At 41.6% G+C, this 19,368-nt stretch carries 12 protein-coding genes and 1 pseudogene; 7 read left to right on the top strand and 6 right to left on the bottom strand.

The window, feature by feature from the left end; all coding sequences use genetic code 11:
• Positions 1-49 precede the first annotated feature (49 nt).
• Genes glrR through SLS51_RS07415 form a run of 3 tightly spaced genes read right to left on the bottom strand, consistent with a single transcriptional unit; the run spans position 50 to position 3,672 of the window.
• Positions 50-1,387, bottom strand: a complete 1,338-nt coding sequence (glrR, locus tag SLS51_RS07405; RefSeq protein WP_323836926.1) for a two-component system response regulator GlrR — start codon at positions 1,385-1,387, stop codon at positions 50-52.
• Positions 1,384-2,229, bottom strand: a complete 846-nt coding sequence (gene qseG, locus SLS51_RS07410; RefSeq protein WP_323836928.1) for a two-component system QseEF-associated lipoprotein QseG — start codon at positions 2,227-2,229, stop codon at positions 1,384-1,386. Before qseG ends, glrR begins: the two co-directional genes overlap by 4 nt.
• A gap of 3 nt (positions 2,230-2,232) precedes the next feature.
• Positions 2,233-3,672, bottom strand: a complete 1,440-nt coding sequence (locus SLS51_RS07415; protein WP_323837049.1) for a sensor histidine kinase — start codon at positions 3,670-3,672, stop codon at positions 2,233-2,235.
• 1,168 nt (positions 3,673-4,840) lie between these two features.
• On the opposite strand from SLS51_RS07415, the gene SLS51_RS07420 reads away from it, so the two are divergent.
• Together SLS51_RS07420 and SLS51_RS07425 are read left to right on the top strand one after the other, a co-directional pair.
• Entirely contained in the window at positions 4,841-5,137 is a 297-nt protein-coding gene (locus SLS51_RS07420) for a type II toxin-antitoxin system MqsR family toxin (RefSeq protein WP_323836930.1), read from the top strand.
• A 15-nt stretch (positions 5,138-5,152) separates the two neighbouring features.
• Positions 5,153-5,554, top strand: coding sequence for a type II toxin-antitoxin system MqsA family antitoxin (locus SLS51_RS07425; protein ID WP_323836932.1), 402 nt, complete (start codon positions 5,153-5,155; stop codon positions 5,552-5,554).
• Between the two features lie 375 nt (positions 5,555-5,929).
• On the opposite strand, the pseudogene SLS51_RS24615 reads toward SLS51_RS07425, so the two are convergent.
• Positions 5,930-6,019, bottom strand: a pseudogene (locus SLS51_RS24615) (hypothetical protein); the annotation flags it as partial.
• A gap of 368 nt (positions 6,020-6,387) precedes the next feature.
• Between SLS51_RS24615 and SLS51_RS07430 the strand changes: the two are divergent.
• The 3 genes from SLS51_RS07430 (at position 6,388) to SLS51_RS07440 (ending at position 10,156) form a co-directional block, all read left to right on the top strand.
• Complete coding sequence (locus SLS51_RS07430) at positions 6,388-6,987, top strand: short chain dehydrogenase (protein ID WP_323836933.1); 600 nt, start codon at positions 6,388-6,390, stop codon at positions 6,985-6,987.
• A 179-nt stretch (positions 6,988-7,166) separates the two neighbouring features.
• Complete coding sequence (locus SLS51_RS07435) at positions 7,167-8,333, top strand: FAD-dependent oxidoreductase (RefSeq protein ID WP_323836935.1); 1,167 nt, start codon at positions 7,167-7,169, stop codon at positions 8,331-8,333.
• 26 nt (positions 8,334-8,359) lie between these two features.
• The gene (locus SLS51_RS07440; RefSeq protein WP_323836937.1) at positions 8,360-10,156 is read left to right on the top strand and encodes a flavin monoamine oxidase family protein; all 1,797 of its coding nucleotides are present in this window, start codon (positions 8,360-8,362) and stop codon (positions 10,154-10,156) included.
• Between the two features lie 370 nt (positions 10,157-10,526).
• Here SLS51_RS07440 and purL read toward each other — a convergent pair whose 3' ends face one another.
• On the bottom strand, positions 10,527-14,414 hold the full coding sequence (gene purL / locus SLS51_RS07445) for a phosphoribosylformylglycinamidine synthase (RefSeq protein ID WP_323836939.1): 3,888 nt from the start codon (positions 14,412-14,414) through the stop codon (positions 10,527-10,529).
• Positions 14,415-14,680: 266 nt separating this feature from the next.
• On the opposite strand from purL, the gene mltF reads away from it, so the two are divergent.
• The gene (gene mltF, locus SLS51_RS07450; RefSeq protein ID WP_323836941.1) at positions 14,681-16,096 is read left to right on the top strand and encodes a membrane-bound lytic murein transglycosylase MltF; all 1,416 of its coding nucleotides are present in this window, start codon (positions 14,681-14,683) and stop codon (positions 16,094-16,096) included.
• Between the two features lie 131 nt (positions 16,097-16,227).
• A complete protein-coding gene (locus SLS51_RS07455) occupies positions 16,228-18,534 on the top strand; it encodes an Orn/Lys/Arg family decarboxylase (RefSeq protein WP_323836943.1) in 2,307 nt (768 codons plus the stop codon).
• Here the strand turns inward: SLS51_RS07455 and tadA are convergent.
• Positions 18,523-19,044, bottom strand: coding sequence for a tRNA adenosine(34) deaminase TadA (tadA, locus tag SLS51_RS07460; RefSeq protein WP_323836945.1), 522 nt, complete (start codon positions 19,042-19,044; stop codon positions 18,523-18,525). The genes SLS51_RS07455 and tadA overlap by 12 nt on opposite strands.
• Between the last annotated feature and the right edge of the window lie 324 nt (positions 19,045-19,368).

A 19,368-nucleotide genomic window follows, 5' to 3' on the forward strand; every position in this document is an offset into this window, starting at 1 on the left:
AGCCACCAATCTTTATACCAGTGTAAAAACTTCCCGGGCAGCAGAAAAGTTATTCTTTAAAATCATTCGCATCCAATTCATGACGCGCCAGTAATTTGTAGAATTCAGTCCGGTTACGTCCCGCCATACGCGCCGCATGAGTCACATTCCCTTTGGTCATTTGCAGTAATTTACGCAGATAATTCAGTTCAAACTGATTTCTGGCTTCTACAAAAGTGGGTAATGCGGTATTTTCCCCTTCTAGTGCCTGCGTAACCAAGGCTTCACTAATAACCGGCGCAGTAGTCAGCGCAACACACTGTTCGATCACATTAACAAGCTGACGCACATTGCCAGGCCAACTTGCCGCCATCAGGCATTTCATCGCATCAACTGAGAAACTACGGACAAAAGGTTTATGGCGTTTCGCTGATTCACGCAACAGATGATTCGCCAATAAAGGAATATCTTCAACCCGGCCATTCAAAGCTGGAATTTTCAAGTTCACCACATTTAGGCGGTAATAGAGATCTTCGCGAAACTCATTTTTTGCCATTGCTTTCGGTAAATCACGGTGAGTCGCTGAGAGAATCCGCACATCAATATCCAGATCACGGTTACTGCCGAGCGGGCGTATTTTACGTTCCTGCAATACGCGCAATAATTTAACCTGCAAAGCCTGTGGCATATCACCGATTTCATCAAGAAACAGCGTTCCCCCCTGTGCGGCAAGGAATAACCCTTCACGGCTGCTGACCGCACCGGTAAATGCACCTTTAGCATGACCAAACAGTTCCGACTCAAGGAGTTGTTCCGGCAAAGCACCACAGTTAATCGCGATAAACGGCTTTTTCGCCCGTGGACTGGCACGGTGAATTGCCTGGGCTAGCACTTCCTTCCCGGTACCACTCTGACCGTTTATCAGTACACTGACATCAGATTGAGCAACCATTCGCGCCTGCTCCAACAAACGCAACATAGCAGGACTGCGGGTAACTATCTGTTCCCGCCACTGTTCATCACTGGCAGGCGTGGTCAACGCCAATGCGCCATCAATCGCTTTATAAAGCGCATCCCGATCAACGGGTTTAGTCAGAAAACTAAAGACACCTTGTTGAGTGGCCGCTACTGCCTCTGGAATTGAGCCATGAGCCGTCAGAATGATAACCGGCATGCCCGGTTGTTGCTTCTGGATTTCAGCGAACAGTGCCATACCATCCATTTCATCCATACGCAGGTCACTGATCACCAAATCGATTTTTTCTTTAGTTAACAATCTCAACGCTTCACCGCCACTTTCTGCGGTTGTGACACGAAAGCCTTCACTGGTAAGACGCATTCCCAACAATTTCAACAAACCAGGATCATCATCAACCAGAAGAAGATGGGCTGGTTTACGCGCTGTCATGGTGCTACTCCTTTATCTGATTCAGAGGTATTGTTTGGCGTACTGTTTTTGTTAGGTAATGCCGTCGTCGCTGGCGTTTCAACATGTTTATCCGAATTGCCTGAGCCAGCACTCCCCTGATTTTGTTTACGGGAAGAGAGCTGACGTTCAATATCTGTCAGGTTTTCCAGTTTACGAGAAGTTTGCTGTAGCTCAAACTCCAACCGTGCGCGACTTTCACGCAGACGATCAAGTTTATTATCCGTATCTGCCTGTAATTTTTGGAATTTTGCCCGCTCCTCAGCAACGGTAATTTGCTGAACCTGCTGCTCACGCCATAACTGTAATAACGGTCGCAACGGGTCTGGGAATTTCAACCGGTATTTGTTGAAGTTTTCAATCATTTTCCGACGCTCAGACAATGTAGGCCCGGCCCTGTTAAGTAAAATACTTTGTTTAAAAGCCATATCCCAAGTAACCGGAAGCGTGTATTTCGCCATATTACGTGCTTTCGCTGATGTCAGGCGATCTGAACAATCCATCAGTCGCAGCCAGTAAAGCGCATTCTCAATCGATGTCGGCGTCTCTAAATCCCACATTAACTCACACTCGGCAATACGGTAATCCGTCACCCGTTGCTCTGGTATTACCATTTGCGTAACTGCCGTTAAATTATTATTAACCGGATTTTTGACGCAACCCGCCAATAAAAAAACGATGAAGAGCAGCAGCATCATGCTAAAACCCCAAACTGAAACTCGTGGTAATAACAATCTGGCAACCAATACGTTTTTCCCAAGTTGTACTGCAATATTCCGCCGATCCGTCTTTCGTACAAAACGGTAAGTAGACCTGTTATGCATTATTTATTCATTCTCAGCAGCTAATGGCAATTTAATACGAAAACATACGTCAGCAAATTCGCTCTGAATTAATATCAGTTCGCCCCCCATACGCTTAATACAATCCTGCGCAATACTTAGCCCAAGACCGCTGCCTTTCACTGCACCTTTACGCTGGAGCGTTCCCTGATAGAACGGTTCAAAAATCATACTGCGTTCTGATTCCGGGATTGGCGTACCGGTATTAGCAACATTAATTTGAACATATTTGCCAATCTGACGACTTGAAACCCAGATGTTACCGGATTCGGCGCCATAGTGCACCGCATTAGAGTAGAGATTATCAATCACCCGCATTAATAGCGTAGGCTCTGCCCATAAAATATCAGCATCAAGCTGGATTTCCGTCTGAATATTTTTCGATCTCGCGGGTAAACTGTGTGATAAAACTACCTCATTAACAATTTCTCGCAGAGAAACCTGATGTTGCTCCGTCGGGCCATCTGCCAGTTTGCGGTTATAATCCAGTAATTGCTCGATCAATTGCTGTAAATGTTTACTACTATTATCAAGAATAGCAACCACTTCTTGCTGATCAGCCGTTAATGGCCCTGCCACTTCATCAGCCAGTAATTCTGTCCCTTCCCGCATACTTGCCAGCGGTGTTTTCAGTTCATGAGAAATATGACGTAAAAACTCATGGCGTTGTGATTCTAACCAAGCCAAGCGTTCACTGAGCCAGATAATCCGTTGTGCCAAAGAACGGAGTTCTCGCGGCCCCTGAAAAGAATCTATGCGAACGCCCAATGATTGCCCTTCTCCCAATCGGTTAATCATGCGTTCAATCCCTTTAACCGGCCCGATAATCATGCGAGTAAATAACGCGACCAATAACGCACTCAGTAGAAATAAAATAAGACTCTGCCAGCCAAAAAATTGCCCTTTTTCAGCAATATCTCTCTGTAGCTGTTCTCCCCGGCTGAAAATAATATCACGGGTAGCCTGTACCATTTGGCTATTAGCATTGGAGAATTGCTCAAGTAATTGAGCGGCAGGTTGGGTAGGTTCACTATTGAGACAAGCGATTTTTGTCAATGGCGACAATAAGCTGTTAAGCGTCTTAATATGTTGTTGATCATCAAGTATAACCATCTGATCTTTTAGCATCTTAGAGTATTGCTGATATTGCCTTTGGTAGAGGTTTTCCAGCGTCTTATCCCCCAACACACAATATTGGCGGTAACTACGTTCCATCTCTAATGCAATACCTGTCATAGCTTCACTGCGGCGGGCATCCGCTAGCGTGGTGCGGTTTATATCAGCCGCTTGCTCACTGAGTTGATCAAGACTCTGATAAGCCTGATAAGCCAAAACCAACAACGGCAATAACACCAGCCAGAAGGCCATGACCACTAATTGGCGCAATGAGCGCGGAAATAAACGCCATTTTTTCAAGGAAATCATCTCGTAACCTGTCAGTACACCAATGCTAACCGACAAAGGGCTGATAGAAAAACCCATCGGCTGATAAATTTTGCTGTGACTGAAAATCAGTGTAAGACGCAAACAGTACAAAGGAGCAGGTAAACACCTGAGCGATGACGACGGGATAATAGTTTTTGCTACTATCCCGCCAGTGAGGGTGACTTATGCCCGTTGTTTATCTACAGTCAGACATAGGTGGTGCCTCACTCCACGTGTCGCCCGATGTTTGATAAGGCTCGAAAGCGATATCACTGAGTTGGACGGTAGGCACCTTACTCTGGCATCATTCGATGGTTTATGTGGCATTTCTCCACCTAAATGTGGGCCGACATAAGAAGTTGAATGAGCAACTGTTCCAGCTTAATGCAGATTCCATGCCAACATTAAAATTTTAATTATAACTAGCTGTTTTTACTTTAGAAAAAAGTAAACGTAACGTTTCAGCAACCAAACAGTTTCTTCTCCGGTATGAGTAAAATTTATTTTTTGTCGCCAATTAAAGACATCTACAATCATGTAAATAAAAATAGATTAAAATCAAATAATTAAATGTCTCCTTTTTGAGACATCCATAACGCATGTTTGTCGGGTAATTGAGACAATGGAGCAATTAGACATCTAAACATCTGGGAATTCACCGATATAAGACTTTCACATCTGAATTACCAGCACTGATATCATGCCAATAGCCTATATTATTTGCCTAATATCTGGTCTTTATCAGCCAATGATGTACCATCGTAGATAGAAGCAGAAACAGGTCTCTATTCGGGGGAAATATGAGTCAAACCAAAAACGGGGAACCTCTATATATGGTTCAAGATCCGACTCAATTTGAGATGCAGCGAGAACAAATAGCTTTGTTATACCTACTCTCTTTGGCTGAAAAAGATATAAAATCTGGACGAGTTATATCTTCTAATGAACTTCGAAATAACCTACGGAATTTGATCAACAATGACTGACAATGAGTAGTATAATATGCAGTACTATTTTGGAATCTTATTTATAAGTCTAAAAGACTTCTATATTAAGCGCCCCGATAAAGATTGATGGTAGGGCTCTATCCCTAACCCTTTGATATAACACTTATCACTAAGATCAAACTATTGCATTATACTAACCAACTAGGTTAATATCCGCTCATATGGAAAAACGAACCCCACATTGTAAGTTATCAGTGGTCAAGGCCTTGATTGAAGCTGGAAAGGTACGTACCACACATGCAGCGCGAGTCGGTGCGAACGAGTTGGGGCTTGAGTTCTCCGATATGTTGGCCGTGGTGATGGCGCTCACTCCAGCAGACTTTTACAAGAGTATGACTACTTACTCTGATCACACTGTCTGGCAAGACGTGTACCGACCAAATATACCAGTAGGCGACGTGTATCTGAAACTGACGGTCATTGATGACGTGCTGATCGTATCCTTCAAAGAGTTATGAATAGGAGCTATGAACATGAAATGCCCTGTTTGCGGTGCAGCGGAACTTATCCATGACACCCGCGATCTGCCCTATACTTACAAGGGCGAAGCCACTATCATTTCTGCGGTAACAGGCGACTTCTGCCCTGCCTGCGCCGAATCTATTTTGGATGCTGCGGAATCGGAACGTGTCATGTGCGAAATGCGGACATTCTCGAAGCAAGTCAACGCGGCCATAGTCGATCCTAAGTTCATTGCCAGAGTACGTAAGAAGCTCGCGCTTGATCAGCGGGAAGCTTCTGAAATCTTCGGCGGTGGTATCAATGCTTTCTCGCGCTATGAAAACGGCAAGACCAAGCCATCTCTAGCTTTGGTGAAGTTACTTAAGGTGTTGGATCGTCACCCCGATTTACTCTCTGAGGTCAGGATGATGTGATTCTTTCTATTCGTTCTATTAAACTCCAACTCCTTATTAATAGGTCTATCCTCAAACAACACGACTGGGATCGAAATCGGTTTATCTATCAACTTCGCATTCGACAAAACTAGCTCATTTCCATACGTTCAATATATAAGTCTAAAAAATTTATATACTTATATTAACTAAAGCGTGAAAAAGCTTTCTATCTAAATTCAATATCAGGCCATCCAAACATAGCCATTTATACCTCTGGATGGAATGCTAAAACAAATAAAAAAATGGCTTCAATTGTGATCTCACGTTAGTTACGAAACAAAGAATCACAATCAAGCCAATGAACACTGTCAGCCGGAAAAAACCGGCTGACACCATTTACTTACACCGCGGTACTTACCCTAACTGCTTACGAGCATTACGGAAAATTCGCATCCACGGGCCATCTTCGCGCCACTCTTTTGGATACCATAAATTTCTGACAGTATGTTTTTGGTATTCAGTAAAAAATATATTCAAACTTAAATTAGTAATAAAAAATACCGTTTTTAAACACTTTTTAGATAAAAATAACATTAAAATGTATAATATACATTCAATTTAGACTATATTTTTATGAATACTATTTAAAAACATCTTAAAAATGCCCTAAAAATGTCTTAAAAACACCCAATTTGTACTTATTTTATACAAATTCACCCCTCACTGTTGTTTGATTCAACTATTGGAGTTGAAAATTTCATTTTATACTCTAGCATTATTAGAGACTTCCACCTATATAGAGTTAAAAGTAATATTCATTATGCAACGATGTAGTCGAGAAAATTTTATTAACTAGGAAAAGGTAAACAGAAATGAAAGTTATTGTTATTGGAGCAAGCGGTACAATAGGAAAAGCAATCTCGGAAGAATTAGAAAAAAATCACGAAGTCATTCGTGCCGGAAGGAATGGCTTAGATGTTGTAGTTGATATAACTTCCGTTGATAGTATTAAGAGTATGTATGAGAGAATTGGCAAAGTTGATGCTGTAGTCAGTGCAACAGGTAGCGCACATTTTGGATCAATTTCAGAATTAACTCCAGAGTTAAACGAAATAGGAATAAACAGTAAACTTAAAGGCCAAATTAACTTAGTACTGTTAGGTATGGACTATATTAACGATGGCGGAAGTTTTACTTTAACAACTGGAATTATAATGGACGACCCTATACTACAAGGAGCATCAGCAGCTATGGCAAATGGTGGTGTTAAGGCATTTGTAAAATGTGCAGCAATCGAAATGCCAAGAGGAATTCGCATAAATAGCGTTAGCCCTAATGTCTTACAGGAATCATTGGATAAGTACGGTGCGTTTTTCCCAGGCTTTAATGCTGTCCCTGCTAGCCGTGTAGCACTTACTTTTAGAAAAAGTGTCGATGGAGCTCAAACCGGCCAAAACTACGAAGTTTATTAATTTAGAAAAAAGAATATAAATATATAGTCCTAAAAGACTTGTATATTTATATTAGTTAGCTATCAAATAGCTAAATTAAGTTATCCCGTATTCAAACTGCCTGTACCAATTATTTTCATCAGGATAGGCAGTAAATATTCTGTATTTTACAAAGTATATACTACAATAAAGGTACGCTTATGGCTAAAATATATGAGTTAATCGTTATTGGTGGTGGATTGATCGGCCTTTCCACAGCATATAATGCAACATCCTTTTTTGGGGGACACACTGCATTAAACGGAAAAGATGTTCTCGTCCTAGAGCAATCTTCATTCTTTAATCAATTATCTAGTAGCGCAGAAGCTTCCCGTCAATTCCGCTTTCAATACAATAATAACTTTATGACCCAATTGGTTATTGATTCTGCCCCAGAATGGGAACGGCTCCAAAAACAAACAGTAACTGAGCTTATTTCATATGTTGGTAGCCTTTGGTTTGGAGATCCAACAATCCCAACAACCGAAGGAGGAGTTAATTCTGCCATTAATACAATGAAAAGAATGGGTATTCCTTATCAATATTTAACCGCAAAAGAAATTGAAGCTTGGTGTCAATTTAAAAATATACCTGATGATTATGTAGGATTTTTCCAAGCCAACGGTGGTATTATTAATCTACCTGCAACTTTAAGAACCCTCTATAATATTGCTCACAATAATGGAGTACATTTTAAAGAGTACAATCCAGTAACAAAAATTGAATCAGATGGCTGTAATGAAGTAATTGTAACGACAAATAAAGAAATATATCACGGCAAAAAAATCGTTATGGCCGTTGGTCCATATACCAATGAATTAATCTCGCCTTTGGGTACTACACTTAATTTAGAAATCTGGGATATGGTTTCTTCATATTTTCGTAAAAAAAATCCCGTAATAAACTATCCAACATGGTTTGTATTCCAAAAACCTAATGATAAAAATAGTAACTTATATTATGGGTTCCCTGAAGCACCCTGGAAAAACCCAGGCTACATTAGAGTAGCGCCAGATTATCCATTCAGAATTTATGACAGTCCAGAGCAACGAATACCACCAACAAAAAGTGATTTTGAAGGTACAAACCAATGGGTTAAGAACCATATGGAATATCTTGACCCAGAACCCAAATTTACATCTACATGCATGTTAACAATGCCAAAGGATGACAAACCTTTCTACTTAGATTCGTTACCAGGTCATTCAAATATTGTCGTTTATACCTCTGGATGGGGTGCTAAATTCACGCCATTACTTGGCAAGATATGTGCTCAATTAGCTATTAATGGCCATACATTTTATGACATAACTCCATTTAAAATCTAATATTAATATATAAAAAGGAAACCAACATGACTAATTCAAGAATTGAAATGGATCAAATTTCATATAAAGATGACAGCCAAGATGGGCTATCTATTGATGTCGCTATAATAGGAGCCGGTGTATCTGGCTTATATGCTGGATATCGTTTATTGACAGGTGAATACTCAGATAATATTCACCCTCCCTCTTCAGTTCATATCTTCGATCTGGATGATCGTATTGGTGGTCGTCTACTTTCTATTAAATTACCAGGGACAGATATCATTGGAGAATTAGGTGGCATGCGCTACATGACTTCTCAAAAAATTACAACTACTCTTATCGAAGATATTTTTCTACTAAATTACAAATCATTTCCATTAGGAGATCCAAAAAACCACTTTTATTATTCCCGTAAACAACGCTTTAAAGGTAATGCATGGGATATTGCACAAGAAAATAACCAAGAATTCAAAACACACTATTATCTCAACAAAAATGAAGAAGGTTATAGCCCCAATCAATTGTTTAACAAGGTAATTTATGATGTCCTAACAGATGATCCATGGTTTGTTGAAAAATATGGAGACTCAGTAAAAAGAATAAATAAATACGCTTATGAGTTTAAAATAAGAGCTCGACAATGGGATGATATAAAGATTAATTTATCTTACTATAAAGAAAATAGCTCTTATAATGGAATGAAAGTCCGAGAAATTGGATTTTGGAACTTAATAAAAGATCGAATTGGGCAAAAGGGCTACTCTTTCTTAGCCGATTGTGGAGGATATTTTTCAAATACAATAAACTGGAATTCCGCAGAGGCAATGCCTTATATGGTAGGTGATTTTTCATCAGATAATGTTAAATACAGAACCATAGAGAATGGATATGATCAGCTCGCCTATGCGTTAGCCAAGAACTATAATGAAGCTAAAGGATCTCAGTTATGGATGAAAAATCAACTTGTAACTTTTAAGAAATATTCAAATGGAAAGAGGAATTATACTCTTAAATTTTGGAATAAAAAGGGTAAATATTACTGGACAGTCTATGCTGACAAGGTAATTTTGGCTATGCCAAGATGGTCTTTAAAACTTTTAGATCAAGAGAATTTTTTCTTTGATAAAACAAAAAGAAATAAATTACAAAGAAACATAGACTCAGTATTTAGTGAACCCTCTTTCAAACTATTAATGGGATTTGAATATCCGTGGTGGACAAAAGATTTCGGCGCAACCGCAGGAGAATCAATTACAGATCTACCTATACGTCAGTGCTATTATTTTGGTACTGATCCTAAAAATTCACACTCCTTGTTCTTAGGCAGCTATAACGATATGCGTACAGTATCGTTCTGGAATCCTCTTATACAGCAGAAATATAATAAAAGTTTTAAATTCGATGATGTAAACCCTGATAACAAATATCTACAAAAGTTTGAACCACATTCTACTAAATTGGTATCGAAAGAAAAAATTGAGCAAATATTTGTGCCAGGTAATGAAGCTTCTAAAAACTTAGTTGATGAAGCTATGAGCCAAGTTGAAGAACTACATGGAATAAAGATTCCACCCCCTTATATTGCACGAATTAAAGATTGGTCTCAAGATCCTTATGGCGGCGGCTATCATGCCTGGCATGCAGGAATTCATGTTAATGAAGTAATGCCTTATATGCGCCGTCCTATATGCGATGAATCAATTCATATCATTGGTGAAGCTTATTCAAGTCAACAAGGGTGGACAGAAGGGGCATTTTGTGTGACAGAAAATCTTTTACAAGAGTGGTTTAATTTAAACAGACCATACTGGTTAGCTGATGATTATTATCTAGGATGGTAAATACAATGTTTAAAATAGACTGAATTTCATTTCTTACAGCCTATTTTTACATATATAACCTTAGATATTTTTAAAAACAGTCAATTCAGAAGTATGTAAACTCAGATTCGGTTTTTGAGTTAGAAAATGTAGGCATTCAATCCGGTTATCACTTCCAGTAGAAAACTTATTGGACTATGATGCCTCGTATGTTCCATTTAATGAATATTTTTTGACTAATCAAATACCGTTTCAAAATGAATTGAAATAAATAAAAAAATGGCTTCAATTGTGATCTCACGTTAGTTACGAAACAAAGAATCACAATCAAGCCAATGAACACTGTCAGCCGGAAAAAACCGGCTGACACCATTTACTTACACCGCGGTACTTACCCTAACTGCTTACGAGCATTACGGAAAATTCGCATCCACGGGCCATCTTCGCGCCACTCATCTGGGTGCCAAGAGTTATTTACCGTGCGGAATACCCTTTCTGGATGCGGCATCATCACAGTTGCTCGACCGTCAAGGCTAGTCACTGCGGTAATACCATTCACTGAACCATTGGGGTTAGCGGGATAGTTTTCCGTAACCTGACCATAGTTATTCACATAACGCAAAGCCACTAACTGGTTGCTTTCAAGCATCTCAAGATGCTGTCTATCACGGAATTCTACTTGCCCTTCCCCATGAGAAACCGCAATCGGTATACGAGAACCAACCATATCTTGGAAGAACAGTGACGGACTGTTAGTAATCTCCACCAAACTGAATCGTGCTTCAAAACGCTCTGAACGGTTACGTACAAAACGCGGCCAATGTTCTGCACCCGGGATCAACTCCCGCAAGTTAGACATCATCTGGCAACCATTACAAACACCCAGCGACAACGTATCTGGTCGTGCAAAGAAAGCGGCAAATTCATCACGGACACGTTCATTAAACAGAATTGATTTCGCCCAACCTTCACCTGCCCCCAATACGTCACCATACGAGAAGCCACCACAGGCAACCAGTGTCTGGAATTGGCTCAATCCAATGCGTCCAGACAACAAATCACTCATATGAACATCAATCGCCTCAAAACCTGCTCGGTGGAACGCCGCAGCCATTTCAACATGGGAGTTAACGCCCTGCTCACGCAGTACAGCCACTTTCGGCTTTACCTGCTGCAAAATGTAAGGCGCCGCAATATCTTCTGAAATATCAAAGGTCAGTTTTACATTCAGTCCAGGGTCTTGATTACCCTGTTTAGCCTGATGTTCCTGATCTGCACACGCCGGGTTATCACGCAGACGCTGCATTTGCCATGTGGTTTCTGCCCACCATAAGCGCAAGGTACTGCGATTCTGGCGATACACTTCCGTGTTGCCACTAAAGATAACAAAATCATCGCCTGCTTTGGCTTTACCCAAATAATGTACGCAATCAGCCAAGCCATGTTCTGCTAAGACGCTTTCAACTAACCCTCTATCCGATGCACGAATCTGAACTACAGCACCCAACTCTTCTGTAAAGAGGGCAGCCAGAATATCTTCATCAAATACACTGATATCAGCTTCAATGCCACAATGGCCGGCAAAAGCCATTTCAGCCAAGGTTACCAACAAACCACCATCAGAGCGGTCGTGATAAGCCAGTAATTTTTGTTCCGAAATCAGTTGCTGAATTGCATTGAAGAAACCCGCTAATTGTTCAGCACTACGTACATCCGCGGTTTTATTACCCAATTGACGGTAAACCTGTGCCAATGCGGTACCGCCCAGCGTGTTCTTTCCTTTCCCCAGATCGATTAATAACAACGCATTATCTTCATCGGTGGAAAGCTCCGGCGTGACTGTACGGCGGACATCTTCCACTCTGGCAAAAGCAGTAATCACCAGTGACAAAGGAGCCATCATTTCACGCTCCTCACCTTGGTCATGCCAACGGGTTTTCATCGACATGGAGTCTTTACCCACTGGAATAGTCAGCCCTAGCGCTGGACACAATTCCTCACCCACCGCTTTAACCGCCGCATACAAACCGGCATCCTCACCAGGGTGACCCGCAGCAGACATCCAGTTTGCTGAAAGTTTAATGCGTTTTAAGTCCTGAATATAAGCAGAAGCGATATTAGTCAGCGCTTCACCGACCGCCATTCGGGCGGAAGCCGCAAAATCCAGCAAAGCGACCGGCGCACGTTCCCCCATAGACATCGCTTCGCCATAGTCGCTATCAAGGCTGGCGGTGGTAACAGCGCAATCCGCAACCGGGATCTGCCACGGACCCACCATTTGATCACGAGAAACCATACCAGTGACAGAGCGATCGCCTATCGTGATCAGGAAGGTTTTTTCTGCCACCGCCGGTAAATGCATAATGCGTTTAACGGCTTCTGTCAGATCGATATCCCGACGCTCAAGGCTCTCACCGCTCGCTTTTAATGTAGTGACATTACGCAACATTTTTGGCGTTTTACCTAACAGTACATCCAAAGGCATATCGATTGGCTGGTTATCAAAGTGTTCATCATTAAGCCGTAAATGACGTTCCTCTGTTGCCTCGCCGATAACGGCGTAAGGTGCACGCTCTCGCCGACAAATCTCCTCAAACAGCGGAAGTTGTTCCGGTGCAACCGCCAGTACGTAACGCTCTTGTGATTCGTTACACCAGACTTCCAGCGGACTCATCCCCGGCTCATCATTAAGAATTTTGCGTAACTCAAATCGTCCACCGCGACCACCATCACTGACCAGCTCAGGCATCGCATTAGAAAGCCCACCAGCGCCCACATCATGAATAAACAGAATCGGGTTGTTTTCGCCTAGCTGCCAACAGCGATCGATCACCTCCTGACAACGGCGCTCCATTTCCGGGTTATCGCGTTGAACCGAAGCAAAATCCAGATCAGCATCGGATTGCCCCGATGCCATAGAAGATGCGGCCCCTCCGCCCAATCCAATGTTCATGGACGGACCACCAAGCACAATCAATTTTGCGCCAACAGAGATTTCACCCTTTTTGACATGTTCATCACGAATATTACCAATCCCACCTGCCAGCATGATGGGCTTGTGATAACCACGTAATTCGCTGCCGTTATGACTGTTTACTTTTTCTTCATAGGTACGGAAATAACCCAACAACGCCGGACGACCAAATTCATTATTAAATGCCGCGCCCCCTAAAGGCCCTTCCATCATGATATCCAGAGCACTGACGATACGCTCCGGTTTACCGAAATTCTCTTCCCACGGCTGTTCAAAACCCGGTATCCGCAAATTGGATACCGAAAATCCCACCAGACCCGCTTTTGGCTTAGCACCACGACCAGTCGCCCCTTCATCACGGATTTCACCACCAGAACCTGTCGATGCTCCAGGCCAAGGAGAAATCGCAGTCGGGTGATTATGCGTTTCCACTTTCATCAGAATATGAGCCTGCTCCTGATGGTAATCATATGAACCGTTTTCCGCGCTAGCAAAGAAACGGCCAACAGCAGATCCCGCCATCACAGCGGCATTATCTTTATAGGCTGACAGGACATAATCAGGTGTCTGCTCATAGGTGTTTTTAATCATTTTGAACAGCGATTTTGGCTGCGTCTGACCATCAATAATCCAATCAGCATTAAAGATTTTATGACGGCAATGTTCTGAGTTAGCCTGAGCAAACATATAAAGTTCAACATCTGTTGGATTGCGCCCTAATTTCTGGAAAGCGTCCATCAGATAATCAATTTCATCCGGGGCCAACGCCAATCCAAGTTCAATATTGGCAGTTTCTAACGCATTGCGTCCTGCTTGCAGAATATCAATGCGTTTTAACGGAACGGGCTGCTGACGAAAAAATAATTTCTCCGCCTGTTCCAATTGAGTAAAGACCGTTTCCATCATCCGATCATGCAGCAGTGATGACAATATTTGCCACTGTGTATCACTCATTTCACCACTTTGGATGTAATAAGCCACGCCACGCTCCAGACGCACAACCTGGGACAGGCCGCAATTGTGAGCAATATCGGTTGCTTTGGAAGACCAAGGGGAAATCGTTCCCGGACGAGGCGTCACTAACAGCAATGTACCTTGGGGTTCATGTTCAGCCAGCGAAGGTCCATATTTTAGTAATTGTTGTAACTTTGCTGAATCAACATCACTCAAAGATGCATTAACCTCTGCGAAATGAACATATTCCGCATAAATATCATTGACCGGAAGTTGCTGTTCTTGGCACACAGAAAGGAGTTTAGTGATACGAAATGCAGATAAAGCAGGTGAACCACGTAGAATTTTCATAGTAATCAATTCTCTCATCTTAGAAGCAAAGCTTAATAGATGCCTAAGGGGAAATGAGGCCATTATAGAGGATTGTCACCCGTGACGAAACCGTTTGCGTGACGATTATTACCGCCAATTATCCTATCGCCAAATCATACAAATAGGATCAATTAGGTTGCACAGCCCTTTTTTGTTCCGCAAAATGCTCAATCACTGGAAATTTAACCATAACAATATAGCGCGTTTCCACCTAGCACCACACTGCGTTATACAGAGATAACCATTTGAATAATATAAAAATAAATTATTTCGTTATCATTGTTATCGCTCTTTTTTCTGCCGCCATCATTAGTCTGAACATCAGTTGGCCGAATAAACAGCAGGAGCAGATTAACAGGATCATTACCAGAGGAGAGCTACGGATCAGCACCATTAGCTCACCTCTGATCCATCTTACCGGTAAGAAAGAACCCAATGGATTTGATTACGAGCTGGTACAACGCTTTGCTAATTACCTTGGCGTCAAATTAGAAATCAAATTTAGAACAAATATCAATCAGTTATTTGATGATCTGGAAAAGGGTGAGGCTGATTTTCTGGCCGCTGGCCTGACTTATCATCAAGAAAGGCTGGATCAAACCCGCACAGGTCCGGCTTACTATTCTGTATCCCAACAACTGATTTATCGCAAAGGAACGCCACGCCCTCGCTCTTTTAAAGACTTAAAAGGTAAACTGCTGGTCGCTTCTGGTTCTGCTCATGCCAGCACATTGAAAAAGATAGCAACAGAGAATTTTCCTGAACTCGAATGGGAAGAGACTGCGCAATATAACACTCGCGAACTACTGGAACAGGTATCAGAAGGTAAACTGGATTATACGTTAGGTGACTCGATTAATGTCGCGTTGCAACAACGTACTCACCCTAATCTGGCCGTCGCTTTTGATGTGAGTGAAGATAACCCACTGACATGGTATTTAAAGCGTATTGACGACCACAGCCTTTACGCTGCCATGCTGGATTTTTTCAGCCAGCTAACGGAAAAAAATGTCATGCCACGATTGGAGGAGAAATACTTTGGTCACGTCCACTCATTTGATTATTTCGATACACTCTCTTTTCTCAGTGCCATCGATAATATTCTGCCTACCTATCGGCCACTATTTGAAAAATATTCCGGTGATATCAGCTGGCAACTGCTCGCTGCCATTGCCTGGCAAGAGTCTCATTGGGACCCACAGGCAATTTCACCCACGGGTGTGCGTGGCCTGATGATGTTAACCAACCAGACGGCTAAAGGGTTAGGCGTCGTTGATCGCCTTGATCCGGAGGAAAGTATTAAAGGAGGCGCGATCTATCTGCAAAATCTAATGAAACGACTCCCTGAAAATATCCCTAAAGATGAGCGCATCTGGTTTGCACTGGCAGCTTACAATATGGGTTATGGACATATGTTAGATGCCCGCAAACTGACGGCATCACAGAAAGGAAATCCCGATAGCTGGCTCGATGTCAAAAAACGGATTCCACTATTAAGCCAGAAAAAATATTATACAAATACCACCTATGGCTATGCCCGTGGACATGAAGCTTATCGCTATATTGAAAATATTCGCCGTTATCAGCTTAGTTTAGTCGGATATTTACAGGCCAAAGAAAACCGGAAAAAATTCATTCCCCAAGAAAACCAACCAAAATAAAAGTAAACAAATATAAGGCCCTAAGGAGTCAATTACAGCCATTATATATCCTCAGTTATATTATGTTTGACAGCTAATTCAGCTAACCATACTAAATTCATCGGGACACTATCTCTATCAAAGGATAAATCATGATTAATTTAGACATTAACGAACAAAACAAAATTATGGTCGTCAGCAGCCATGTATTTAACCCGACGACGGCGAATGGTCGTGCCTTTACCGAGTTAATAGAAGCATTAAAAAAGAACAATTTCGCTGTTATCCTGGCGGCTACATTCCAAGATGGCATAGCTACCGTTTCTTCTGACTCCTCACTATGCTGTATTTTTGTTGATTGGACTTCAGGAGATAATAACTATGAATCTCATAAACAAGTCTTAGAATTACTGAAAGAAATACGCAGACACAATACAACCATTCCGGTATTGTTGACCGCGGAATATTCCAGCATCGACACACTGACTCTTGAAGTCATGGGATTGGCAGATGAATTTGTCTGGATGCTTGAAGATACGGCTGGATTTATCGCCTCTCGCGCCAGTTCGCTAATTAAGAAATATTATGCTCAATTATTACCGCCTTTCACTCGTGCATTACTGCAATACACTCAAGAATCACCAGAATATTCCTGGACTGCGCCTGGACATCAAGGCGGTGTTGCACTGACTAAGACAGCGGCAGGAAGAGAATTAATTAATTTCTTTGGGGAAAATTTATTCCGAAGTGATATTGGAATAGAAAGAAAAATACTTGGTTCACTGCTAGATCATACAGGCGCTATTAAAGAATCAGAAGAATATGCCGCAACGATTTTTGGTGCCCATCAAAGCTATTGCGTGCTTAACGGCACTTCGGGTTCTAACCGTATTATCATGGGTGCCGTTATTGGTGAGAAAGAGATTATTATATGCGATCGCAATTGCCATAAATCTATTGGACAAGGTTTAATAATGACTGGAGCGTTGCCCGTATATCTTATTCCTCAACGCAACCGCTATGGTATTATTGGCCCCATTCCCAGAGATCAATTTCAACCAGAATATATCCAACAACTCATTGATCAACATCCATTAAAAGCGATCACGATAGACAATAAGCCTGTTTATGCGGTCATCACCAACTGTACTTATGATGGAATATGTTATCACGCAGAACAAGCACAAGATTTACTAGCAAAAAGTGTTGATCAAATTCATTTTGATGAAGCCTGGTTTGCTTATGCGCGTTTTAATCCTATGTATAAACATCGTTACTCAATGCGTGATGACCCAAATGATTTTGACAATAATGGCCCGACAATATTTGCCACTCAATCCACGCATAAAATGTTGGCAGCTCTATCACAATCATCCTATATCCATATCCGCAATGGTAAAAAACCTGTTGAACATTCCCGTTTCAACGAGTCTTATATGATGCACTCCACAACTTCACCGCTATATTCGCTTATCGCCACTAATGAAATTGCAGCGGCCATGATGGATGGCCCACAGGGGCAAAGACTGATACAAAACGCTATCAATGAAGCCGTAGACTTCCGTCTGATATTAGCAAAAACCCATCATCAATTTAAACAAAAAGATGATTGGTTCTTCTTACCCTGGAATGCCAGAGAGATTATCAGCGCAGATAGCGGTAAATTAATTCCTTTCCATGAAGCAAACAGAGAACAATTGGCAACGGATCCTTCCTGTTGGGTATTAAAAGAGGGAGACAAATGGCATGGATTTACCAATCTATCAGCAGAATGGTGTCTGCTAGATCCAACAAAAGTTGGTATTTTATGCCCAGGAATGAATGATAATGATGAATTGCTGGAAAATGGCATTCCAGCCGAAATTCTTTCCGCTTATCTCAGTCAGCATGACATTGTGCCTGCACGTACCACCGATTTTATTGTTCTTTGCCTGTTTTCTATCGGCGTCACCAAAGGTAAATGGGGAACATTAATCAATGTATTGTTGAATTTCAAGAAACACTATGACGCGAATACTTCACTTAAACAATGTTTGCCAAAACTCGCGAAGCAATACCCTGAATATTATGAAAATATGGGGCTCAAAGATATTTCGGATAAAATATTTAGGTATATAAAAGAATATGAAATGGATATTGAGCAAAAGAAATCATTTAGCCAATTACCTGAGATAGTGAAACTCCCCCGACAAGCACACCTTGATCATATGGCAGGCCGTACTGAACATCTACCACTTAATGAACTGGCAGGGCGCATATCGGCTGTGAGTGTCATTCCTTATCCACCAGGTATACCAATCATCCTACCGGGAGAACGTTTTGGTGATGAACATACCCCCCGGTTACAATATATTCGCCAACTCGGTGAATGGAATAACAAGTTCCCAGGCTTTGAAAAAATCCTGGAAGGCGCAGAGATGATAAACGGCGAGTACCATATATGGGTACTAAAAGAGTGAATCTTGATTTTCTTCCTGCTGTTTTCTGGCGGCTTTTAATGCTTTATGTTGCAGCCGACGTTGTTTGAAAAAAGCACTCAACATTGTCGAACATTCCTCAGCAAGCACGCCACTGGTAATATCAATTTGATGATTCATGCCAGGATGGCGCAATATATCAATCAAAGAACCCGCGGCGCCAGTTTTCATATCACTGGCGCCATAAACCAACCGCTGTATTCGGCTATGTATTATAGCACCAGCGCACATAGTGCAAGGTTCAAGCGTGACGTATAAGGTGGTATTTATCAAACGATAATTTTGTAACTGCTCTCCCCCTTTGCGTAACGCAATAATTTCAGCATGAGCGGTAGGATCATGCGCAATAATAGATTGATTCCAACCTTCCGCAACGATTTTATTATCAGCGACCAATAGAGCACCAACAGGTATTTCTCCCTGCTTTTGCGCTTTCATTGCTCGTTCCATCGCCTGCTGCATCCAATATTCGTCACTATAGATTTCAATCACTGCGGTATCTCATTTGATTACATCAGGGACAATTATAACGATTTATTTTACCTGTTTTCCAGATATATACCCTATGGATTTCAAGATGCATCGCGGCGGCAAGGGAGCGAATCCCCGGGAGCATAGATAACTATGTGACTGGGGTGAGTGAGTGCAGCCAACAAAGAGGCAACTTGAAAGATGATGGGTATATTTACTTATCATTCCACTGAAAATATATCGGAGACCATTTTATCTACTTTCTATTACTGTAATATTGCCAAAGTCAATTCACACAATGTATTTTAAAATAAAATAAATAAAGCCGAAATAAATTCGGCTGGT

The organism is Photorhabdus africana (assembly GCF_035181445.1).
Classification (GTDB): domain Bacteria; phylum Pseudomonadota; class Gammaproteobacteria; order Enterobacterales; family Enterobacteriaceae; genus Photorhabdus; species Photorhabdus laumondii.